Source organism: Nocardia sp. NPDC005825 (assembly GCF_040630175.1).
Taxonomy (GTDB): domain Bacteria; phylum Actinomycetota; class Actinomycetes; order Mycobacteriales; family Mycobacteriaceae; genus Nocardia.
Window position 1 is genome coordinate 1 of record NZ_JBEXXC010000030.1, and the last position, 21,325, is coordinate 21,325.

The window sequence follows — 21,325 nt, forward strand, 5'->3', positions numbered from 1 at the left end:
GGTTCGCGGCGCGTCTCGTTCTGGACTGAGTGGAGCGGGGGAGCGAAGCGGAGGAGCGGAGGGAGGGAAGAACGAGACCTCCAGCGCCGCGAACCCGCCCCGGAGCGAAGCGGAGGGGCAAATCGAACACAGTGTGATGCGATGGGTGTATGACGCAGGCGGGATACGACGTGATCGTGGTCGGCGGCGGCCACAACGGGTTGGTGGCCGCCGCCTACCTGGCCCGGGCCGGGAAGTCGGTGCTGGTACTCGAACGCGCGGACCATACCGGCGGCGCGGCCGTCTCCGAGCGGGTGTTCCCCGGCTTCGACGCGCGGCTGTCGCGGTACTCGTATCTGGTGAGCCTGCTGCCCGAACGCATCGTCCGGGACCTGGATCTGAGTTTCGAGACCCGCAAGCGCCGCGTCTCCTCGTACACGCCGATCGGCGATGCGGGGCTGCTGGTGGACAACGGCTCCGAGTCGGCGACCCGCGCGAGTTTCGCGCAGGTCACCGGTTCGGAGCGGGATTACGAAGCATGGCAGCGGTTCTACGCCACGACCGGGCGGCTGGCCGAGCGGGTGTTCCCGACGCTCACCCAGCCACTGCCCACCCGCGCCGAATTGCAGCGCACGGTCGATGATTCCGCCGCCTGGGAGGCGATCTTCGAACGGCCCCTGGGGGAGTCGGTGGAGGCCGCCTTCACCGACGACACCGTGCGCGGCGTGGTGCTCACCGACGCGTTGATCGGCACCTTCACCCACGCCCATGATCCGTCGCTGCTGCAGAACCGCTGCTTCCTCTATCACGTGATCGGCGGCGGCACCGGCGACTGGAACGTGCCGGTCGGCGGTATGGGCGCGCTCACCGACGCGCTCGCGGCGGCGGCCCGCCGGGCGGGGGCGGAGATCCGGACCGGCCGCACCGTCATCGGCATCGACACCGACGGCGACACCGCGGAAGTCCGCTTCACCCTGGGCGATCGCACCGGCACGGCCAGTGCCCGGCACGTGCTGGTGAACGCCGCGCCGTACACGCTGGCGGGCCTGCTGGGCGAGTCGGCCGACAAACCCGAAGGCGCGCAGCTGAAGATCAATATGCTGCTGCGTCGGCTGCCGAAACTCCGTGACCCACGGGTGGATCCGCGCACCGCCTTCGCCGGAACCTTCCACGTCTCCGAATCCGCGGCCCAGCTCGATCGCGCCTACCGGGAGGCCGCGGCCGGTGAGCTGCCCTCGGCCCCGCCGTCGGAGATCTACTGCCACACCCTCACCGACCCGTCGATCCTGGCGCCGGAGCTGATCGAGAACGGCTTCCACACCCTCACCCTGTTCGGTCTCCACACGCCCGCAAGGCTTTTCGCCGACGACCCGCGCGGCGCGAAGCGGCGCCTGGTGGACGCCACGCTGGCGCAGCTGGATTCGGTGCTGGCCGAACCCATCGGTGACTGCCTGGCCCTGGACGGTGAGGGCAACCCGTGCATCGAGGCCCGTACCCCCGTCGAACTCGAACGCGAGGTGGGCCTGCCCGGCGGGCACATCTTCCACGCGGACTTGGCTTTTCCCTATCGCACCGGCGCCGCCGACAGCCCGGCGCAGCGCTGGGGCGTCGCGACCGGGCATCGGAATGTCCTGCTGTGCGGGGCGGGCGCGGTGCGCGGCGGCGGGGTCAGCGGCATCGGCGGGCACAATGCCGCCATGGCCGTCCTGGAACAGGACTGAGCGGGTCCGGTCAGCGGGAGGGCAGCAGCTGGGTGACCCGCCACAGTCGCCGCGGCAGCTCGCCTTCCTCGAACGAGTGCCGGTCGCGCAGTTCCCAGCCCGCGGCCAGGCTGTCCACCAGCGCCTCGGAGAAGAAGTGCACGGCGAACCCGCCGTGCTCGTAGATGTCGTCGCCCAGTGCCTTACCGGTGCCGAAGTGCGCGTCGTCGGTATTGCGGACGGTGTAGACGAACGCCCCGCCGGGCTTGAGCACCCGGCGGATCTCCGCGACCAGGTCCCGCAGCTCCTGGGTGCTGAGGTTCATGCACAGCAGCATGTGCGCGTAGACCGCGTCCACGCTGCGATACGGCAGCGGAATCGGCTGGCGGACATCGTGTTCCAGGGTGGTCACCCGCGCGCTCAGCCCGGCCTCGTCCGCCCACTCCCGCAACTGGGCCAGCCCGACGGCGCTGAAATCGGTGGCCGTCACCCGAAAACCACGGCGCGCCAAGTAGATCGCGTCGCGGCCGTGGCCCGCGCCCAGTTCCAGCACCTCGACGGCGCCCTGCTCGCGGAACAGGTCGGCCGCGTACACCGCGGCCTCCGACGGCTGCTCGCCGTACATGCCCGGATGCGTGCGATAGGTGCGCTGCCAGTGTTCGTGCTGGTCGCTCATGTCTCCATCATGTCCGACCGGCGGCTCCCCCGGGGCTAGGACGTGCGGCGGCCGTCCGCGCCGTGCTGGCCGCCCATGATGTCGGAGCAGCAGCGAATGAAGTAGCGCACCACCGGATCGGCCTCGGAGGCGTCCGGCCACACCACGGCGACGCGGGTGGGGCCGATGCCGTGCACGGGCCGGAACACCACGCCCGGGAATTCGGTGCGGGAGGTGGAGGCGGGGGTGAAGCTCACCCCGAAGCCATTGGCGATGGCGCGCAGCCATTCGTCGGTATTGCGGGCGATGGCGCCGATGATGGCGGTGTCCGCGGGCCGCGAGTCCAGGCCCATCCAATAGTCGCGCCACCAACCGGTTTCGGCGGGGGAGGCGACGTAGGGCTCGTCCCACAGTTCCCGGAACGCGATGTCGTGGCGGTCGGCGAGCGGATGGTCCTCGGGCAACGCGATCCAGCGCGGTTCGGCGAACAGTTCCCGCAGGTGGTATTCGTCCTGGCCGGGAAAGGGCAAGCGCAGCAGGGCGACATCCACATCGCCCTCGTCGAGTCCGGCGGTCGGGTCGGTCCAGCCGCCCTGGTGCAGATCGACCTGCCAGTCCGGGTGCAGCCGGTGGAAGACCCGGATGATCTCCGGGATGTGGCCGTCGGCCGCACTGTTCACACAGCCCAGCCGCAGCACCCGGGAGGCGCGGCTGGAGTCGCTCTTGGTGTCGCGCAGGATCCGGTCCCAGGACGCCAGCAGCGCGGGCAGCCGCTCGGCGAGCACCTTGCCGGCCGCGGTCAGGGTCCAGCCCGCCCGGGACCGGATGAACAGCTCCACACCCAGCTGCTGTTCGAGCTGTTTGATCTGGGTCGCCAGCGCGGGCTGCGCGACATGCAGTCGCTGCGCCGCCCGCGGCAGGTTCTCCGCATCCGCGACTGCCAGGAAGTAACGCAGCAGTCGCGTGTCGATATCCATGCCACCAGGTTAGGAACAGGGCAACCGGTAGGCATACCCCCTGGCTTGGAAGGTGGGATTCGGGCGGCATGCTACCGGCCGTTCCGCGTCGGGAGGGGCGGCGCGCAGGGAGTGACGGTGCTCGCGTCCGGCGATTCGGGCGTTCGCGCGCGCTAGATTCAAATTGCTACGAAGTTGCCCAACTCGAAAGGCGAGGACGACGAGTCAGCCCCGGCACCATCCCCAGCACCGGCGCGCCACCCGCGGGCAGGCCGCCGTATCGCGCGGCCTGTACGGGGTCACCCGCCGGGCCGCCGGATCGATGGACCGCTGGCTGCGCCGGGTCAGCGCCGACGCCTCCGCGCCCGCCGATCAGGCGCCGCCGCCGGAGGAACCGCCGATCTCCGCCGAGCTGCTGGATCTGCTGCGGCACATGGGCGTCGCGCTCATCCGCTCCGGCGAGACCACCACCATGGTGCAGGACATCCTCGACGATCTGGCCCACCGCTACGACGCCACCGAGGTGCACTTCTTCGTGCTCCCCACGGGAGTGTTCGTGCGCGTGCAGGATTCGCGCGGCTCGGCGGTGGACCTGCTCGAGGCCGGCTCCGACACCCTGCGCCTGGATCAGATCGCGGAGCTCTACCGGCTCATCGACCGGATCAAACGGGAGGTGCCGCCGCCCGCCGAGGCCACCGCGGACCTCGCGGAGATCCTCGCCTCCCCGCAGCCGACGCCGGTGTGGCGGCTGCTGCTCGGCAATGTGGTGCTCACCGTGGGACTGGGTCTGATGCTCAACCCGACCTCGACCGCGCTGCTCGGCTATGTCGTGCTCGGGCTCATGGTGCAGCTGCTGATCATGGGGGCCGACCGGTTCCGGCTGGTGTCGACGGGCCTGCCGGTGCTGGCGGGCGCGGTGGTCACCTTGCTGTCCTTCGGTTTTCCGAACGCGCTGGGCGGCGGCAATCCCTCCCAGCTGCTGGTGCCCTCGGTGTCGAGCCTGCTGCCGGGCGCCATGCTGACCACCGGCTCGATCGAGCTGGCCACCGGTTCCATGATCGCGGGGGCCAGTCGCACCATCTACAGCTTCAACAAACTGATCCTGCTCGCCTTCGGGGTGCTGGTCGGTCTGCAGCTGCTGGGCGACCGGGCCACCACGGTCGCGCCGCAGCCCGGGCACGGATTGGGTTGGTGGGCACCGGCGCTCGGTGTGCTGCTGATCGGGCTGGGGCACAGCTGGCGGGCCAGCGCACCGCCCAAATCCCTGCCCTGGCTGTTGATCGTGCTGTACGCGGCGTTCGCGGGCCAGCAGCTGGGCACGCATCTCGGCGGCGGGCTGCTCGGCTCGTTCCTGGGCGGCATGATCGCGGTGCCGGTCGCCTACCTGGTGCAGCGATACCGGAACGCGCCGCCGACGCAGGCGGTGTTCCTGCCCGCCTTCTGGATGCTGGTGCCCGGCGGCATGAGCTTGAGCGGGGTGTCGGATCTGATCACCCGCAACGATCCCAACAGCCTGCACATCCTGGTCACCGCGGTGCTCACGGTGCTGGCCATCGCGCTCGGGGTGCTGGTCGGCTCCGGGCTGGTGGCCTCCACCCGGCAGCCGCGGCTGGAGGGCATGGTGGACCAGTGGCTGGGTCCCGGCGAGAATCAGCGCACGACAGGCAGTTCCGAGCCCGGATCGGCGAGCCAGAGCAGCCAGTGAGGGGCGAGCAGGGCGGCGAATTCGTCGTAGCCGATCGCGCTCGGGTGGAAGCCGTCACCGGCGGCGATATCGCGCATCCAGATCCGGTTCTCGCGTAAGGGCTGATGGGCCCGCAGGTAGGGCGCGCGCTCCTGCTCGCACAGCTCGGCGTAGCGGACGTCGAGGTCCAGCAGCCGGGCATTGTGCTCGTCGTCGACGTTCGGCGGCGGCGCGACCACCATTGCCTGCCAACCCTTTTCCCGCGCCCGGCGCAGGATCTCGGCCAGATTGCGCACCGACTCCGCGGAATCGACTCGGGGACGCCCGTTCTCGAACTGGGTGTCGTTGACGCCGGTGGAGATCACCACCCGGCAGTCCGCGCCCGCGGGCAGCCGGGGCGCGCATTCGGCCTCCCACCGCCCTCGTAGCTCGGTGCTGTTCTCCCGGCGGATCCCCAGGTTGTAGTAGGTCAGGGGCTGCCCGGCCGCGGTGGCCCGGGCCGCCAGCCGCCCCGCCCAACCCAGGCATTTCTGATCACCGACCCCGGCGACGAAGGACTCCCCCAGAAAGCAGACACGCAGATCGAGCACCACGGGCAGATCCTCGCATGCCGGTCGAACCGACGATCCACGCTCCGATTAAGCCGGAAAAACCGAGACCCGAACCGGGCGCGGCGGCTGCTTCGGGCCGGGCTTGTCGGGCAGTGTCCGACGCACGGGTTACGGTTAGCGGCGTCAGCCGACCCTGGGACCACAGCCGTTCCCACGATCCGAAAGCGCGAATAGGACATGCGAGTCGACGGGCGGGAGATTCCCGTCTCCGGCAGCCTGCTGCAGCCGCGGATCCGCCGGACCAGTGACATTCTGCGCGTCGTGCTGTCCGCGCTGTCGGTGGCCGTGGTCATCGCGGGATCGCTGATCAGCAGGCCGCAATGGGAGGCGCTGGAACGGTCGGTATCCAAGATCGTGGGATTCCTGACCCCGGAGCAGTCCAACCTGGTCTACATCGTCTACGGCGTCGCCGTCCTGGTGCTGCCCTTCGCCATCCTGGTGCGGCTGGTCCTGCGCCGGCAGTGGAAGCTGCTGGCGGGGTTCGTCTCCGCGGGCCTGATCGCGGTGGCGTTGTTCTCCATCACCGACAGCGGCTTCTCCGCGCCCCGCTGGCACCTGTCCGAGGCCGGGCAGGTCAACACCTTCCTGTCGCAGTTCCTCGACGATCCGCGCTGGATCGCCATGCTGGCCGCGACGCTCACCGTGGCCAGCCCGTGGCTGCCCGCCCGGGCCCGGCGCTGGTGGTGGACGCTGCTGCTGGCGTTCGTGCCGATCCACCTGTTCGTCTCGCTGGTGGTGCCCGCCCGCGCGGCCCTGGGCCTGGTGGTGGGCTGGCTGGTGGGTGCGGTGATCGTGCTGGTGGTCGGCACCCCCGCGCTGGAGGTGCCGCTGGCCGCGGCGGTGCGGGTGCTGGCCCAGCGCGGCTTCCGGGTCACCGCGTTCACGGTGCTGCGCCCGGCCGCCCGTGGGCCGCTGGTGCTTTCGGCGTCGACGACGCCGCAGCCCGAGCTGAGCGCCTCGCCCAACGGCCCGTCCGCGGCCGAGACCGGCGAATCCCATTCGCCGGACGACGAATTGATCATCGAACTGTACGGCGCGAACCAGCGCAGCCGCGGCATGCTGCAACAGTTGCGGCGCTGGCTGACCATTCGCAGCGGCGAGTACCCGGCCCCGTTCGCGTCCATGCGGCGCGCGGTCGAGCACAAGGCGCTGATGGGTTTCGCCATCGCGGATCTGGGCCTGGCCAGCTACAAACCGCTCACCGTCGCGGCGCTGGACCGCGGCTGGACCCTGTACGCGCACACCGTGCCCCAGGGCCGTCCGCTCGCGGCCGCCGACGGGGAACCGGCGCTGACCCGGGTGTGGCAGGCGCTGCACCGCATGCACCAGGCTCAGATGTCGCACGGCGATCTGCGCACCGACGAGATCCGCATCCTCGACGACGCCGTGTTGTTCGGCGGCTTCGTGCAATCGGAATTCGGCGCCTACCAGGTGCGTTTCGACTCCGACGTGGCCCAGCTGCTGCTCGGCTCGTCCGCGTTGTTCGGCACCGGCCCGGCGGTGCGGACCGCGCTGGAGGTGCTGGACAAGCAGGCCGTGCTCGACGCCTCGGCGCGACTCACCAAGACCGCCATGCCCACGCACGTCCGCAAGGCGGTGCCCGACGCGGGCGAGCTGATGAAGTCCATCCGCGCGGAGGTGGCCGCGCAGACCGGGCAGGACAAGATCGAGGCCGCGCAGATCAACCGCTTCTCGCGCAACCAGATCATCCAGCTGGTCCTGCTGATCGGCCTGGTGTACGTGGCCTACCCGTACATCAGCGCGGTGCCGACCTTCGCCTCCGAACTGGGCAACCTGAACTGGGGATGGGCACTGCTCGGCCTGACCGTGTCCGCGCTGACCTACGTGGGCGCCGCGATGGCGTTGTGGGCGTGCGCCTCCGAGGCCGTCAAGTTCGGCAACCTGCTGCTCATGCAGATCGCCAACACCTTCGCCGCGACCACCACCCCGGCCGGCGTGGGCGGTCTGGCATTGAGCGTGCGCTTCCTGCAGAAGGGCGGGCTGGGCGCGGTGCGCGCCACCGCCGCGGTCGCGCTGCAGCAGACCGTGCAGGTGGTGACCCACCTGGTGCTGCTGCTGATCTTCGGCGCGCTCGCCGGAACTTCCACCGACCTCTCGCATTTCGTGCCCAGCGCCACCGTGCTGTACCTGGTGGCGGGCGCTCTGCTGGGTCTGCTGGGCGTGACCACGTTCGTGCCGAAGGTGCGCAAGTGGCTGGTCAACGAGGTGCGCCCGCAGCTGGCGGACGTGCTGGGCCAGTTGAAGGATCTGGCCCGGCGGCCGGGACGGCTGGCCATGATCGTGGGCGGCTGCGCCACCACCACCCTCGGCATGGCGCTGGCGCTGTGGGCCAGTATCGAAGCCTTCGGCGGCAGTACGACTTTCGTGACCGTCACCATCGTCACCATGATCGGCGGCACGCTGGCCTCGGCCGCGCCGACGCCCGGCGGTGTGGGCGCGGTGGAGGCCGCGCTCATCGGTGGTCTGGCCGCGTTCGGAGTGTCGGCGGGGATCGCGGTCCCCGCCGTGCTCCTCTACCGCGTGCTGACCTGCTGGCTGCCGGTGTTCTGCGGCTGGCCGATCATGCGCTGGCTCACCGCGAAGGACATGATCTGAGCGACCGGCGGTAGCCGGTCAGGCCGAATACTGGTCGCGCAGTGCGACCTTCACGACCTTGCCGCTGGCATTGCGGGGCAGTTCGGGCACCACCACCAGGTGCTTGGGGTGCTTGTAGCGGGCCAGGGACTCGTTCAGGAACGGCTCCAGCTCCTCGAGGGTCAGCTCGTCGATGCCCGCGGCCAGCGCCACCACCGCCACCGGCACCTCGCCCCACTTCTCGTGGGCGCGGCCGACCACGGCGGCCTCGTGGATCTTGGGGTGCGCGAAGAGCACGTTCTCGACCTCGGCGCAGTAGATGTTCTCGCCGCCGGAGATGATCATGTCCTTCTTGCGGTCCACCACGTAGACGAAGCCCTCCTCGTCGCGGCGCACCAGATCACCGGAGTGGAACCAGCCGCCGTGGAAGGCCTCCGCGGTGGCTTCGGGCTTGTTCCAGTAGCGCTGCATGAGAGTCGGTCCGCGGTAGACGATCTCGCCGATCTCGCCCGGGGCGACATCGTTCATCGCGTCGTCGACGACCCGGACCTGCAGGGTCGGGATGGGCAGGCCGACCGAGCCGAGCTTGCGCAACGCGTCCTTGCCCTCGAGCACGCAGGTGATGGGCGAGAGCTCGGTCTGACCGAAGACCGCCACGTTGAAGGCGTCCGGGAAGCAGTCGGCCATGGCCCGCAGCACCGTGTCCGAGGCGGGGGCCGCGCCCCACGACAGTGCCCGCAGCGCCAGCTTGCGCTGCTTGACGGTGGGCTCCTCACAGATGAGCTGCCACTGCGCCGGAACGCAGAACGCGGTGGTGGCCTGCTCGGCCTCGAGGGCGTCCAGGAATTCGGTGGCGTCGAACGCGCCCAGCGGGTGCAGCACGGTGGTGCCGCCGAGCATGAAATACGGGGCGAGACTGCCCAATCCGGCGATGTGGAACAGCGGGGAGGTGCAGAAGCCGATGGAATCGGGGCTGATCTCCAGGGCCCGGATACAGGTCAGGGCCTGCGCGTTCATGTTCGCGTGGGTGAGCACCGCGCCCTTGGGGCTGCCGGTGGTGCCCGAGGTGTACATGATCAGGCAGGGCGTGTCCTCCGGAATATCCAGCGGCGCATGGGGTTCGCCCGGTTCGGCGAGCAGCTCGTCGTAGCCGAGCACGCCCTCCCCGGTCTGCCCGTTGATCACGACCACGGTGGACAGCTCCGCGGCCTGCCCGGCCACGCCCACCGCGAGCGGCCGCAGCACCGAGTCGGTGACGATCGCCTTCGCGCCGGAGTCGGCCACGATGTAGGCGACCTCGGGCGGGGTGAGCCGGAAGTTCACCGGTACCGCGATGGCGCCGAGGGCATTGATGCCCATGACCGCCTCGATGTACTCGGTGTAGTTCAGCGCCAGGATGAGCACGCGATCGCCGGACCCGACCCCTCGACGGGACAGCGCGTCGGCGAACTTCTCCGACCGCTCGTGCAGCTGCTTCCAGGTGGTCTCCGCGCCCTTGAACTTGAAGGCCACGTGCCCGGGCCGCATGGCCGCGTGCGTGGCGATCTGGTTCACCCAGTGGTTGCGAACCGATCGGATCGGCTCGTCTAGCGGCTGGAAGGTCATACGGTGTCCTTTCACGCTGATCGACCGTGAGAATACCGCTTAACTTTCTGACGTGACAAGGGTTACAGAGAAGGATTCATCGATAAGTTCTCACCCAGTCATCCAGCAGTTCAGAGGCCGTATTCGGGGGTGCGCCACCCTGTTGCCCACAGGCGCCCAACCACAGACCCACAGGTGACGGCACTGTGTTTATGCAAACTCTGACTCACATCTGGGTTGTCGCCCCATATGCAACTATGCGAGTATCGGGGCAGTTGCGAGAGGCAGGGAGAGGACAGCGCCCATGGCACTGAAGACCAGATTCACCGAGACCTTCGGGGTGGAGCACCCCATCGTGCAGGGCGGCATGATGTGGGTCGGCCGCGCCGAGCTCGCCGCGGCCGTCTCCGAAGCGGGCGGCCTCGGCATCATCACCGCGCTGACCCAGCCCACCCCCGATGACCTGCGCCGCGAGATCGACCGCGCGCGGGAGCTGACCGACAAGCCCTTCGGCGTGAACGTCACCATCCTGCCGTCGATCAACCCGCCGCCGTACCAGGAGTACGCGCAGGCCATCATCGACTCCGGCGTGAAGATCGTGGAGACCGCCGGCTCCAACCCCGAGCCGTTCCTGCCGTACTACAAGGAAGCCGGGATCAAGGTGCTGCACAAGTGCACCAGCGTCCGGCACGCGCTCAAGGCCCAGAAGATCGGCGTCGACGGCGTGTCCATCGACGGCTTCGAATGCGCCGGCCACCCCGGCGAGGACGACGTGCCCGGTCTGATCCTGATCCCGGCCGCCACCCAGGCGCTCGACATCCCGGTCATCGCCTCGGGCGGTATCGCCGACGCGCGCGGCCTGGTCGCGGCGCTGGCGCTGGGCGCGGACGGCGTGAACATGGGCACCCGCTTCATGTGCACCCAGGAGTCGGCCATCCATCAGACGGTCAAGGAGCAGATCGTCGCCAACTCCGAGCGGGCCACCCAGCTCATCTTCCGCACCATGCACAACACCGCGCGGGTGGCGGACAACGAGATCAGCCGCAAGGTCGTCGAGATCGAGAAGGCGGGCGGCAAGTTCGAGGACGTCCGGGACCTGGTCGCGGGCGCCCGCGGTCGCCGGGTGTTCGAGGAGGGCGACCTGGACGCCGGCATCTGGTCGGCCGGTCAGGTGCAGGGCCTCATCGACGACATCCCGACCTGCGGCGAGCTGGTGTCGCGCATGGTCGCCGAGGCCGAGGCGCTGATCGGGCAGCGACTGGCGGGCATGCTCGGCTGAGACCCTGCGGGATGATTCCGGCGAAAGTCGGTACGTCCCAGACAATTACGACAAGAGCCCTTGGCACTCGTGCCGAGGGCTCTCGTCATTCGGGGTATCCCCGGACGCTGGATCCGTCATGCTTTTCGGTAACGACGGATGCGGCGGAGGTGCCTGAAATGGCAATCACTCGAATCTATCTCGACGACGACGCGCTGCGCCGGACCATGGCCATCTCCGGTGTGTACACCGAACAGGACGCGGTGAACCTAGCACTGCGGTTCTTCAGTACCCACGCCACGGCCGAGGATTTCGACCAGCCCTTTCACTCTCGCACCGCCTCGTAATCCCAGGCGGCGGTGAGCCTCGCGCCGGTCGCGGGGCCGTGCCTGCACGAAAGGTCTTCAGACCGCGAGGAAATCTTGGCAGAATCGCCGGAGTACCTCGACGGCCGACAGCGCGCGGACACGGGAGGGCATTCCTGTGCACCACAGTACGAGAGCGACCACCGACCCCACCCCGGCGACGAGGGTGTCGATCGTCGGTGTCGGCTGCCGGGCCACCGGCACCGACTTCGACCACGCGTGGTTCGGGCTGGACCGGCTCGCCGCCGTCGGCCTGACCCCGCACCAACGAACGACCCTCGAAGCGGCCGTCGAAGCCCTCGACGACTCCGGATTGGGTTGCCTGGCAACGGGTTCCCAGGCGGCGGTGGTGTTCGGGGCGATCGGCGGCACCAATACGGCACACCACCTGTCGCGTGCGCTCGACCTGCGCGGACCCAGTCTGACGGTGGACAGTCAGCGGGCCTCACCGCTGGTGGCGGTGGACATGGGCGTCCGGCTGCTGGCCGACGAATCCGTGCCGTTCGTCCTCGCCGGGGGCGTGGATCTCACCCTGCTCCCGGACATCTCGGACCTGCGCCTGCCGCTGCCGCGCGGCGCGGGACTCGAGAGCGGCGACCGCGCGGGCGGTGGCGCCGGGGTGTGCACCGTCCTGGTACTGCAACGCACCGGCGACGCCTTGCGCACCCGGACCCGCCGGTACGCCGAAATCGGCGGCCCCGGAATCGGTTTCCGCGAGGCGCGCGGCGTGGACGCGCATATCGCCCTCGACGATCCGCGCCGGGGCGGATCGTCCGACACCGACCGCGGCGAGGAACCACCGGTCCTCATCCCGGTCTCCGGACCCGATGCCGTCACCGTCCACCACCTGGCCCTGCGCTGGGCCGTCGCACTCGGCTCGTATCGATCCCTGCGCGAATTCGCCGCCGCCACGGCCAGACTCGTGCCCGAACCGGCCCGCGCCGCCGTCATCGCGCGCGACGGCATCGAAGCCGCCGCCCAGTTGCGCGCGCTCGCCCGCCGGATCGAGGCGAGCACCGCGACGGGTCGGGCCCCGGATCACGCCCGGGCACCGCTGGCGACACCCGGCGCCGGCTCCGTGACCGCCGCTCCCTTCGCGACGGTCTCCGGGCCCGACGTCTTCACCCCGGTCCGCGAACGTGCCGGCGGCGGCGTACTCTTCCTGTTCCCCGGCACGGGAGACCATCCGCGCATGGGCCGCGCCCTCGCCGCGCGCTACCCGGTCTTCGCGGCGGCCCTCACCAGGGCTGTCGACGCGGTCGTCACGGTGGGCGGGCCGCGAGTGTGGACGCCACGCTACGGATTCGGCTACTCCGGTAGCCACGACGGGGGAGCCGCCGGCATCCCGGGTGACCGCGATGGGATCGTTTCCGGCCAGATCTCGCTGTTCGTCTTCCAGTACGCGCTGGCGGAATTGCTGGAGTCGTGGGGGATTCACCCGGACGGGGTCGCCGGACACGGTGCGGGCGAGATCGCGGCGGCGGTAGTGTGCGGCGCGCTGTCGCTCGAGGACGGGGCGCGGGTCGCCGTGGCGCGAGCGCGGTTGGTGGCCCGGGCCGGTGGAGGCGGGACCGCGGCGGTGCTGGAAGCGACCCCCGCCGAGGTGAATCAACTGGTCACGCCGATGAGCGCGGAAGTCGCGGTGGCCGCGGTGGACGGCCTCGCGATCACCGTGGCGGGCGAGCCGCGGTACGTCGATGTGCTGGTCCGGCGAGCCCATCGGCGCGCCATCTTCGCACAGCGGGTACCCGCCGGATCTGACCACGAACCGCCGCACCTGCCGATGATCCGCGGCCGGGCCCACGAATTGCGCAGCGAACTCACCGATCTCGCACCCCGGCACCCATGGTGGCCGCTCTATTCGACCACCCGCCGTGGCGGCGTACTGCGCCCCAACGATCCGGACAGGTCGGTCCACGACACAGGCACGGGCGCGGCGCGCACTGCTCCGGGGACGGGTCTACCGGGCGACCCGATGGGCGTCGGCCCGTCCGCCACGCCCGACCCGAACAGCGCGCTCCGGATGGACGGCGGGTACTGGGCCGAGAACGTCTCGCTGGCCGTCGAGCTCGCGGCGGCCTTGGACGGTGTTGTCGCGGACGGCTTTTCGACCGTGGTCGAGGTCGGGCCCACCTCGGTGCTGACCTCCGCGGTGCGCGAGCGGATCGCGCTGCGGGACGGGGCGTGGCCCGTGCTGGCGGCCGATGACGAGGCGGGGAGCCTGTTGCGCACGATCGCGCGGCTGTATCTGGAAGGGCGGACCGTGGATTGGACCGCGCTGGGTCCGCACACGATCGCACCGCCGCAACGGCAATGGCGGCGACCGGATTCCGGTGATTCGGGCAGTTGGCCTCGGCCCGGGTTCGCCGCGGACGGACATCCACCCGGTCCGGTGTTCCCGGAGGTCGAGATCCGCCCGGAGGGGACGTACGTGGTCGCGGGCGGCCTGGGGCCGCAAGGCGAAGCCGCGGTGCGGTGGCTGCTGGCGGCCGGTGCGCGGGACGTGGTGGTGCTGACCCGCACGCCGCGGCCGCTGCCCGCCCGATTGACCGGCATGGAGGACCGGATCGTCATGATGCGGTGCGACTGCGCCGACCGCGCCGACCTCGCGACGGCCCTGCAGGACATTCGCGAATGCGGGTCGGCGGTGCGGGGCGTGGTGCACGCGTCCGGCGCGACGCGACTGGTCGCGGCGACCAATCTGCTGGAGCTGACCGCGGCCGATCCCACGGATTTCACCGTGCTGCTGACCTCGGCGCCCGGTGCGGGCGGGCCGGAGGCGGTGCGGGAACTCGCGGACGCGCACGTGGATCGGCGGGTCATCTGCGTGGAGTGGGAGGTCGGGCCCGCAGCCTGAACCAGGATCGGCGCAGCCTGAGGCATGATGACTGGATGACGGATCCCGAGATCACGGTCAAGTGGAAGAAGGAGCCGGACGAGCACGATTACCCGGCCGCCGCGGACTACCTCGAGATGCTGGCGGAGCCGGACGTGATCGAGCGGGTCGTCCAGTCACTGCGCGACGCGCCGGTGACCCACAAGAAGGCCAAGGACCTGCTGCGGGCGTCGCATCTGGAGATCCTGCCGAGCTACAACCCCTATGTGCGGCGTGACCTGGCCAAGATCATGGCCGGGAAGGCGTTGTCGCCGATCCTGGTGGTGCGCGGCGACTTCCGCAAGGGGGTGCCCATGCAGATCGTGGACGGCTACCACCGGGTGTGCGCCATCTACTACACCGACGAGAACATCGCGATCCCGGTGAAGATCGCCCCGATGCCGTGAGCTCGGCGTGAACTTCCAGACCCTCACCCTGATCACCCTGCTCGGACTGGCCGGACCCTGGCTGGCCTGGCGGCAGTCCTGGCATCTACCGGTGATCCTGGGCGAGCTGCTGGCCGGAATCGTCTTCGGCACCACCGGCTTCGGCCTGCTGCACCCGTCCGATCCGACCTTCACCTTCCTGGCCGACGTCGGCTTCGCGGTAGTCATGTTCGTGGCGGGCACCCACGTGCCGGTGCGCGACGCGGCGATCCGCTCGGCGCTGGGGCGCGGCGCGGTGCGCGCGGTGGCGGTGGGCGTGCTGGCCATGATCGCGGGACAGGGCATCGCGGCCGGGTTCAACACCGGGCACGGGCTGCTCTACGCGGTGCTGATCGCCTCGTCGTCGGCGGCCATCGTGCTGCCGATCATCGATTCCCAGGGCCTGGGCGGAAAGCCGGTCCTGGAGTTGACCGCTCAGGTCGCCCTCGCCGACGCGGCCGCGGTGGTCGCGTTGCCGCTGGTGATCGATCCGGGCAATGCGGGCCGGGCCGCGGTCGGCGCGCTGCTGGTCGCCGCGGCCGCCGTGGTCGTCTATTTCTTCCTGCGCTGGCTCGAGGAATCCGGTATCCGGCACCGGCTGCACAAGGTGTCCGAGGACCGGAAGTTCGCTCTCGAATTACGGGTCAGCCTGGCTCTGCTGTTCGCCCTCGGCGCGCTGGCCACCCGCAGCCACGTGTCGATCATGTTGGCGGGCTTCGCCCTCGGCCTGGCGGTGGCGGCGGTCGGCGAACCGCGCCGGGTGGCCCGGCAGCTGTTCGCCCTGAGCGACGGCTTCCTCGCGCCCTTGTTCTTCGTCTGGCTGGGCGCGCGACTGAACCTGCGCGAGTTCGGCGACCACCCGTACCTGATCCTGCTCGGCCTGGCCCTCGGGGCGGGCGCGGTACTCGCCCACGCGCTCATGCGGGTACTGGGTCAACCGGTTCCGCTGGGCGCCATCGCCTCGGCGCAGATCGGGGTCCCGGTCGCGGCGGTCACGGTGGGCACCCAGCTGCATGTGCTGAAGCCGGGCGAACCGGCCGCTCTCATGCTGGGCGCACTGGTGACCATTGCCGCGGCCGCGTGGGGAGCCCGGCGGGCCGCGACCACGCAATCAGGGAGTTCGGCTCCGGCGCAGGGCGATAAGCAGCCCGGATAGTCCTGGTCAGTCGGAGTCGCCGCGGCCCAGCAGTTTGTCGGTCTCGCGACGCTCACGCTTGGTGGGCCGTCCCGCGCCGCGATCGCGGCGCGGGATCAGCGCGGTCAGTTGCGGATCGGGCGGGGGCGGGCTCTTGTCGATCATGCACTGCACGGCCACGGCCGCGCCCACCCGTTTGGTGATGAGCTGCTCGACGATGACGATGCGTTCGATCCCGTTGACGCGCACCCGGATCTCGTCACCGGGTTTCAGCGAGTGCGCGGGTTTCACCGGCACGCCGTTCACCCGGACATGCCCGGAGCGGCAGGCCGCGGCGGCCGCCGAGCGGGTTTTGAAAATGCGGACGGCCCAGGTCCAAGAATCAACTCGGGCCTGGGCCGTAGTGCTCAGTGGAGCAGGGGTCACGCTCTAGACGATACGGGTCACGCGACGACGCGACGCGCGGTGACCACCTGGCCGGAGTGCAGCGGGGTGTAGGAGACCGGGGTGCCGGACTGGACCGCGTTCAGCAGCTTGCCGTCGCCGGCGTAGATGCCGACGTGGCCGCCGCCATTGGTGATGACGATGTCGCCGGGCTGCAGGTCCTCGAAGGCGACCGGGGCGCCGACATTGGACTGCTCGAAGCTGGTGCGGGGCAGCTCGATTCCGGCCTGCTTGTAGGCCCACTGGACCAGGCCGGAGCAGTCGAAGCTGTAGGGACCGGTGGCGCCCCAGGAGTACTGGGCGCCGACCTTGGTCTCGGCCGCGTGCAGGGCGATGTCACCCACGGAGCTCGGCTTGTTGAAGATGGTCGGCAGCTGGAACTGCGGAGCGGGCGCGACCGCCGGGGCGCCGACCTGGGCGCCGCCGCCCAGAGCGCCGGGGGTCTGCAGCGCCGTCGCGGCGTCCTTGACCGTCTGGTTGAACTGCTGCACCTGAGGCGTGAATTCGTCCGGCACATCGAAGTTTCCGATGCCGGGGATCTCGACGGTGGCGGCCGTGGCGGTGATCGCCGGGAAGACACCAGTAGTCGTCGCCGCCATCGCACCCATGACGATGGCACCCTTCACGGAAGCCGGAAGCTTCGATTCCTGCTGCAAGCTGTGCTTACCCACTGAGACGCATCTCCGATCGTGCTGCTTGTAACTTCGCGGGCTGCCTCTCCGATGAAGCAACAGACTCCGCTAAGTCACGAGAAGATTACGACTCGGTCGCCCCGTTGTCCACCCGACACGGGCGGCGTGTCCGATGTTTCCGAAAACGTCCCGCTAAGCGGTCATTTCGGTGTAAAGAGCCGTGGATCACGAGACGATATAGGTGATCGTTCCGGCCGTTATCAACCCTTCGCCTGAGCGCCCCGCTCCAGTTCGGCAATCCGCCGACGCGCGTCGGCGAGGTCCACTTCCAACTGGCCCAGGGCCATCACCAGCGGTCCCACCGCGAGGTCGGCCACCAGCTGCGGATCGTCGTACCCGCGCTCGATGGCGACCAGGATGTTGTTGCGGATGCGCGCGGCGACCACCGCCTCGGCGGGGACGTTCCAGGACTCGACCACCTCCGCGACGGTGGGGGGTACGACTTCTTCCGACATGAACCCTCCTGCCCTGGATCCCAACGAATCAGGCATAAGGGTAGAGACCCCCGGCGACACCGCGGGCACATGTGCCGCATGCCGGTCGATAGCTGCGTCTAGGGCCCGCCATAGATACCCGGATATTCCGTGATTCCCGCGCTACGGTTGGGCCGCATGGACCCCGTCAAGAATCCGTACGCACCCGGCGCGGGGCAGCGGCCACCGGAACTCGCGGGCCGGGACCGGCAGCTCGCGGCCTTCGACATCGTGCTGGAACGGGTGGCGAAGGGCCGGCCGGAGCGCAGCGTCATGCTCACCGGACTGCGCGGGGTCGGAAAGACGGTGCTGCTCAACCAGCTTCGCTCCGCGGCCCGCACCCGCGGCTGGGGCACCGGCAAGCTGGAGGCGCGACCGGATCAGGAACTGCGGCGGCCGCTGGCCTCGGCGCTGCACATGGCGGTGCGTTCCCTGGCTGTGGGACACCGTAATCCGGAGCAGGTGGACGATTTCCTGGGGATTCTCAAGGCTTTCGCGCTGCGCTCCACCGCCGACAAGGGCATGCGGGACCGCTGGAACCCGGGCATCGACGTGCCCGCGGTGACCGGGCGCGCCGACTCCGGCGACATCGAGATCGACCTCGTCGAGCTGCTCGGGGAGGCGGCGGCGCTGGTGCGCGATCACGGCGTCGGCATCGCGGTGTTCATCGACGAGATGCAGGATCTCGGGGCCGCCGACATCTCCGCCATCTGCGGGGCCTGCCACGAATTGAGCCAGGATGCCGCGCCTTTGATCGTGGTCGGGGCGGGGCTGCCGCATCTGCCCGCGGTGCTGACCGCGTCCAAGAGCTACTCCGAGCGGTTGTTCTCCTATCACCGGATCGATCGGCTGGATCGGGAGTCGGCGGATCAGGCGTTGATCGCGCCCGCCGAGCGGGAGAGCGTGGAGTACTCGGCGGAGGCGCTGGACGCGCTCTACAAGAAGGCCGACGGCTACCCGTACTTCGTCCAGGCGTACGGCAAGGCGGCGTGGGACGCGGCGGCGCGCAGTCCGATCTCGGCCGAGGACGTGGCGGTGGCGTCACCCGCCGCCGAAGAAGAATTGGCGGTCGGTTTCTTCGGTTCCCGCTACGAACGCGCAACCCCCGCCGAGCGTGAGTACATGCGTGCGATGGCGGATCTGTCCGGGGACGACGGACCGGTCGCGACCTCGGCGGTCGCCAACGAATTGGGACGAAAACCCGCATCACTGTCCCCGGCCCGGGACGGGCTGATCAAGAAGGGACTCATCTATTCGGCCGAGCGCGGCACCATCGGATTCACGGTTCCGCATTTCGGCCGCTATCTCCGTGGCGTGCAATAGGAATGCGGGAACGGCAGATCTACCCCTACCGGTGAGTAACAAAGGCTCCTACACTCGAATGTGATTCTCATCACGGTCGAGGAGGACATCATGGCGACTGTCGCCAAAGTTGACGCCACCGAAGAACAGGCCCGGGCACTCGTCGAGGAATCCCGCGAAACCACCTGGGCCAAGCCATCCTTCGCCAAGGAGATGTTCCTCGGCCGCTTCCGGCTCGACCTCATCCATCCCTTCCCCCGCCCCAGCGCCGACGACGAGGCCAAGATCGAGGCCTACCTGACCCGGCTGGGCGCGTTCTGCGAGACCATCGACGGCCTCCGCATCGAGGCCGAGGGCCGCATCCCCGACGAGTACGTGCGCGGGCTGGCCGAGCTCGGCTGCTTCGGGCTCAAGATTCCCGAGGAGTACGGCGGCGTCGGCCTCTCACAGGTCGGCTACAACCGCGCGCTCATGCTGGTCGGTTCCGCGCACGCCAGCCTCGGCGTGCTGCTCTCGGCGCACCAGTCCATCGGCGTGCCGGAACCGCTGAAGCTGGCGGGCACCCCGGAGCAGAAGCGTGAGTTCCTGCCGCGCTGCGCCAAGGGCGCGGTCAGCGCGTTCCTGCTCACCGAACCCGATGTCGGCTCCGATCCGGCGCGCATGGCCTCGACCGCCACCCCGACCGCCGACGGCGAGGCCTACGAACTCAACGGCGTGAAGTTGTGGACCACCAATGGCGTGGTCGCCGAACTGCTGGTGGTGATGGCGCGGGTGCCCAAGAGCGAGGGGCACCGCGGCGGCATCTCCGCGTTCATCGTGGAGGCCGACAGCCCCGGTATCACCGTGGAGCGGCGCAACGGGTTCATGGGTCTGCGCGGCATCGAGAACGGCGTCACCCGCATGCACGATGTGCGGGTTCCCAAGCGAAACCTGGTGGGGCGTGAGGGCGACGGGCTGAAGATCGCGCTCACCACCCTCAACGCGGGCCGCCTGGCGATTCCGGCCATGTGCACCGCGGCGGCCAAGTGGTCGTTGAAGATCACGCGGGAATGGTCGGCCACCCGCGTGCAGTGGGGCCGCCCGGTCGGCGAGCACGGCGCGGTCGGCACCAAGCTGTCCTTCATAGCCGCAACGACTTTCGCGTTGGAATCGGTGCTCGACCTGTCCGCCACGATGTGCGACGAGAACCGCAACGACATCCGCATCGAGGCCGCGCTGGCCAAACTGTGGGCCTCGGAGATGGCCTGTCAGATCGCCGACGAACTGGTGCAGATCCGCGGCGGCCGCGGCTACGAGACCGCCGCATCGCTGCGGGCCCGCGGCGAAAGAGCGGTCGCCGCCGAGCAATTGGTGCGGGATCTCCGGATCAACCGCATCTTCGAGGGCTCCAGCGAGATCATGCGCCTGCTCATCGCCCGTGAGATGGCCGACGCCCACATGGCCGCCGCCGGCGCTCTGGTCGACCGCAATGCCGAGCTCAAGGACAAGGCCAAGGCGGCGGTGGGCGCGAGCGGCTTCTACGCCAAGTGGTTCCCGCAACTGGCCGTCGGCGCGGGCACCGCCCCGGTGAGCTACGGCGAATTCGGCCCCCTCGCCCGCCACATGCGCTACGTCGAACGCATGTCCCGCAAGCAGGCCCGCGCCCTCATGTACGGCATGGCCCGCTGGCAGGCCAAGCTCGAATACAAGCAGGGCTTCCTCGGCCGCATCGTCGACATCGGGGCCGAACTGTTCGCCATGGCCGCCGCCTGCGTCCGCGCCCAGTCCCTCCGTGTCGCGGGCGGCCCCGACGGCGAAGCCGCCGAGGAACTGGCCGAAGTCTTCTGCCGCCAGTCCCGCCTCCGCGTCGAGCGCCTCTTCGACGCCCTCTGGTCCAACACCGACGACGCCGACGCCGACCTGACCCGCGGCATCCTCGACGGCCGCTACAGCTTCGTCGAAGGCGGCGCGCTCGACCCGAGCGAAGGCACCGGCCCCTGGATCGCCGAATGGCAGTTCGGCCCGTCGACGGAGCCGAACCTGATCCGCCCGTTCCTGCCGTCCACCAAGACGGGGGCCGTGACCTAGCCGGAGGCGCGCGATAGAAGTCTGCCGCTATCTAGCGAAATGCATAGATAGCGGCAGATTCTCAGGACGAGGGGTGGGGTGCGAAGGCTCGGGCCCAGACCTCGCGGAGCGCTATGGCGAGCAGGACGATCGGCAGGGCGGGGAAGACGGCGGAGTCGCCGTGGCCGCCGCAGGTGCTGGGATTCACGGTCCAGATGACGATGGCCGCGACGAACGGGGTGCCGACGGTCATCAGGCCCGGGATCAGGCGGCCCACCGAGGCCGCTTCCACCGCCGCGGCGATGATCAGGACGAGGAAGGCTACGGCCGCGATCGGGCTCGCCGTGCAGAAGCCGTCGGACGGGACGTAGTCGGCGTATCGGCGTGGCATGTCGCCATAGCTGGTCCAGCCGACATCGGTACTGCCCGGCCAGAGGGTCGCGACGACGAAGACCCACCAGCACACATGGCCGGTGACATGGACGAACCGAAACAAGCGGTCTCGTGTCACCGGGTCAACTTTAGTCGTGGCTTATCTACAAGTTT

At 69.6% G+C, this 21,325-nt stretch carries 18 protein-coding genes; 10 read left to right on the forward strand and 8 right to left on the reverse strand.

Translation table 11 applies throughout. The features are described from left to right. Positions 1-149: 149 nt before the first annotated feature. Complete coding sequence (locus ABZ382_RS36150) at positions 150-1,700, forward strand: NAD(P)/FAD-dependent oxidoreductase (protein ID WP_357098770.1); 1,551 nt, start codon at positions 150-152, stop codon at positions 1,698-1,700. Between the two features lie 10 nt (positions 1,701-1,710). Here the strand turns inward: ABZ382_RS36150 and ABZ382_RS36155 are convergent, their stop codons facing one another. Both ABZ382_RS36155 and ABZ382_RS36160 read right to left on the reverse strand, forming a co-directional pair. Continuing rightward, positions 1,711-2,355, reverse strand: a complete 645-nt coding sequence (locus ABZ382_RS36155) for a class I SAM-dependent methyltransferase (RefSeq protein ID WP_357098773.1) — start codon at positions 2,353-2,355, stop codon at positions 1,711-1,713. A gap of 35 nt (positions 2,356-2,390) precedes the next feature. Next, complete coding sequence (locus ABZ382_RS36160; protein ID WP_357098775.1) at positions 2,391-3,311, reverse strand: LysR family transcriptional regulator; 921 nt, start codon at positions 3,309-3,311, stop codon at positions 2,391-2,393. Between the two features lie 301 nt (positions 3,312-3,612). On the opposite strand from ABZ382_RS36160, the gene ABZ382_RS36165 reads away from it, so the two are divergent. Then, positions 3,613-4,995: a threonine/serine exporter family protein gene (locus ABZ382_RS36165; protein WP_357098778.1), complete on the forward strand. Its 1,383-nt coding sequence runs from the start codon at positions 3,613-3,615 to the stop codon at positions 4,993-4,995. Here the strand turns inward: ABZ382_RS36165 and ABZ382_RS36170 are convergent. Then, positions 4,941-5,567 carry a GDSL-type esterase/lipase family protein gene (locus tag ABZ382_RS36170; protein ID WP_357098781.1) on the reverse strand — a complete coding sequence of 209 codons (627 nt, stop codon included), beginning with the start codon at positions 5,565-5,567 and terminating at the stop codon, positions 4,941-4,943. The genes ABZ382_RS36165 and ABZ382_RS36170 overlap by 55 nt on opposite strands. A gap of 195 nt (positions 5,568-5,762) precedes the next feature. On the opposite strand from ABZ382_RS36170, the gene ABZ382_RS36175 reads away from it, so the two are divergent. Beyond that, positions 5,763-8,201 carry a lysylphosphatidylglycerol synthase transmembrane domain-containing protein gene (locus ABZ382_RS36175; RefSeq protein WP_357098784.1) on the forward strand — a complete coding sequence of 813 codons (2,439 nt, stop codon included), beginning with the start codon at positions 5,763-5,765 and terminating at the stop codon, positions 8,199-8,201. Positions 8,202-8,219: 18 nt separating this feature from the next. On the opposite strand, the gene fadD5 is transcribed toward ABZ382_RS36175, so the two are convergent. Next, a complete protein-coding gene (fadD5, locus tag ABZ382_RS36180) occupies positions 8,220-9,785 on the reverse strand; it encodes a fatty-acid--CoA ligase FadD5 (RefSeq protein ID WP_357098787.1) in 1,566 nt (521 codons plus the stop codon). A gap of 283 nt (positions 9,786-10,068) precedes the next feature. Here fadD5 and ABZ382_RS36185 point away from each other — a divergent pair, with 283 nt between their 5' ends. From ABZ382_RS36185 to ABZ382_RS36205, 5 genes are all read left to right on the forward strand, one after another. After that, positions 10,069-11,043, forward strand: coding sequence for a nitronate monooxygenase family protein (locus ABZ382_RS36185; protein WP_357098790.1), 975 nt, complete (start codon positions 10,069-10,071; stop codon positions 11,041-11,043). Positions 11,044-11,201: 158 nt separating this feature from the next. Next, on the forward strand, positions 11,202-11,369 hold the full coding sequence (locus ABZ382_RS36190) for a type II toxin-antitoxin system VapB family antitoxin (protein ID WP_357098794.1): 168 nt from the start codon (positions 11,202-11,204) through the stop codon (positions 11,367-11,369). A gap of 136 nt (positions 11,370-11,505) precedes the next feature. Next, positions 11,506-14,244, forward strand: a complete 2,739-nt coding sequence (locus tag ABZ382_RS36195; RefSeq protein ID WP_357098797.1) for an acyltransferase domain-containing protein — start codon at positions 11,506-11,508, stop codon at positions 14,242-14,244. Between the two features lie 35 nt (positions 14,245-14,279). Continuing rightward, positions 14,280-14,669: a hypothetical protein gene (locus ABZ382_RS36200; RefSeq protein WP_357098800.1), complete on the forward strand. Its 390-nt coding sequence runs from the start codon at positions 14,280-14,282 to the stop codon at positions 14,667-14,669. A 7-nt stretch (positions 14,670-14,676) separates the two neighbouring features. Then, positions 14,677-15,843: a cation:proton antiporter gene (locus tag ABZ382_RS36205; RefSeq protein WP_357098803.1), complete on the forward strand. Its 1,167-nt coding sequence runs from the start codon at positions 14,677-14,679 to the stop codon at positions 15,841-15,843. Positions 15,844-15,849: 6 nt separating this feature from the next. On the opposite strand, the gene ABZ382_RS36210 is transcribed toward ABZ382_RS36205, so the two are convergent. The 3 genes from ABZ382_RS36210 to ABZ382_RS36220 all read right to left on the reverse strand — a co-directional run bounded on the left by ABZ382_RS36210 (position 15,850) and on the right by ABZ382_RS36220 (position 17,413). Then, positions 15,850-16,248 carry an RNA-binding S4 domain-containing protein gene (locus ABZ382_RS36210; protein WP_357098806.1) on the reverse strand — a complete coding sequence of 133 codons (399 nt, stop codon included), beginning with the start codon at positions 16,246-16,248 and terminating at the stop codon, positions 15,850-15,852. A gap of 17 nt (positions 16,249-16,265) precedes the next feature. Continuing rightward, positions 16,266-16,874, reverse strand: a complete 609-nt coding sequence (locus ABZ382_RS36215) for an NlpC/P60 family protein (RefSeq protein WP_357098809.1) — start codon at positions 16,872-16,874, stop codon at positions 16,266-16,268. A gap of 284 nt (positions 16,875-17,158) precedes the next feature. Next, positions 17,159-17,413 carry a hypothetical protein gene (locus ABZ382_RS36220; RefSeq protein WP_357098812.1) on the reverse strand — a complete coding sequence of 85 codons (255 nt, stop codon included), beginning with the start codon at positions 17,411-17,413 and terminating at the stop codon, positions 17,159-17,161. A 156-nt stretch (positions 17,414-17,569) separates the two neighbouring features. Between ABZ382_RS36220 and ABZ382_RS36225 the strand changes: the two genes are divergently transcribed. Both ABZ382_RS36225 and ABZ382_RS36230 read left to right on the forward strand, forming a co-directional pair. Next, complete coding sequence (locus ABZ382_RS36225) at positions 17,570-18,754, forward strand: ATP-binding protein (RefSeq protein WP_357098815.1); 1,185 nt, start codon at positions 17,570-17,572, stop codon at positions 18,752-18,754. A 90-nt stretch (positions 18,755-18,844) separates the two neighbouring features. Then, complete coding sequence (locus ABZ382_RS36230) at positions 18,845-20,800, forward strand: acyl-CoA dehydrogenase family protein (protein WP_357098818.1); 1,956 nt, start codon at positions 18,845-18,847, stop codon at positions 20,798-20,800. A 61-nt stretch (positions 20,801-20,861) separates the two neighbouring features. Here ABZ382_RS36230 and ABZ382_RS36235 read toward each other — a convergent pair whose 3' ends face one another. After that, complete coding sequence (locus ABZ382_RS36235) at positions 20,862-21,290, reverse strand: hypothetical protein (protein WP_357098821.1); 429 nt, start codon at positions 21,288-21,290, stop codon at positions 20,862-20,864. Positions 21,291-21,325 lie beyond the last annotated feature (35 nt).

What these genes read in the sequence shown, in the direction of transcription:
- ABZ382_RS36150 (WP_357098770.1), top strand. Translation starts at nt 150, where the DNA reads ATGACGCAGGCGGGATACGACGTGATCGTGGTCGGCGGCGGCCACAAC.
- ABZ382_RS36155 (WP_357098773.1), bottom strand. Translation starts at nt 2,355, where the DNA reads ATGAGCGACCAGCACGAACACTGGCAGCGCACCTATCGCACGCATCCG.
- ABZ382_RS36160 (WP_357098775.1), bottom strand. Translation starts at nt 3,311, where the DNA reads ATGGATATCGACACGCGACTGCTGCGTTACTTCCTGGCAGTCGCGGAT.
- ABZ382_RS36165 (WP_357098778.1), top strand. Translation starts at nt 3,613, where the DNA reads ATGGACCGCTGGCTGCGCCGGGTCAGCGCCGACGCCTCCGCGCCCGCC.
- ABZ382_RS36175 (WP_357098784.1), top strand. Translation starts at nt 5,763, where the DNA reads ATGCGAGTCGACGGGCGGGAGATTCCCGTCTCCGGCAGCCTGCTGCAG.
- fadD5 (WP_357098787.1), bottom strand. Translation starts at nt 9,785, where the DNA reads ATGACCTTCCAGCCGCTAGACGAGCCGATCCGATCGGTTCGCAACCAC.
- ABZ382_RS36185 (WP_357098790.1), top strand. Translation starts at nt 10,069, where the DNA reads ATGGCACTGAAGACCAGATTCACCGAGACCTTCGGGGTGGAGCACCCC.
- ABZ382_RS36190 (WP_357098794.1), top strand. Translation starts at nt 11,202, where the DNA reads ATGGCAATCACTCGAATCTATCTCGACGACGACGCGCTGCGCCGGACC.
- ABZ382_RS36200 (WP_357098800.1), top strand. Translation starts at nt 14,280, where the DNA reads ATGACGGATCCCGAGATCACGGTCAAGTGGAAGAAGGAGCCGGACGAG.
- ABZ382_RS36215 (WP_357098809.1), bottom strand. Translation starts at nt 16,874, where the DNA reads ATGGGTGCGATGGCGGCGACGACTACTGGTGTCTTCCCGGCGATCACC.
- ABZ382_RS36220 (WP_357098812.1), bottom strand. Translation starts at nt 17,413, where the DNA reads ATGTCGGAAGAAGTCGTACCCCCCACCGTCGCGGAGGTGGTCGAGTCC.
- ABZ382_RS36225 (WP_357098815.1), top strand. Translation starts at nt 17,570, where the DNA reads ATGGACCCCGTCAAGAATCCGTACGCACCCGGCGCGGGGCAGCGGCCA.
- ABZ382_RS36230 (WP_357098818.1), top strand. Translation starts at nt 18,845, where the DNA reads ATGGCGACTGTCGCCAAAGTTGACGCCACCGAAGAACAGGCCCGGGCA.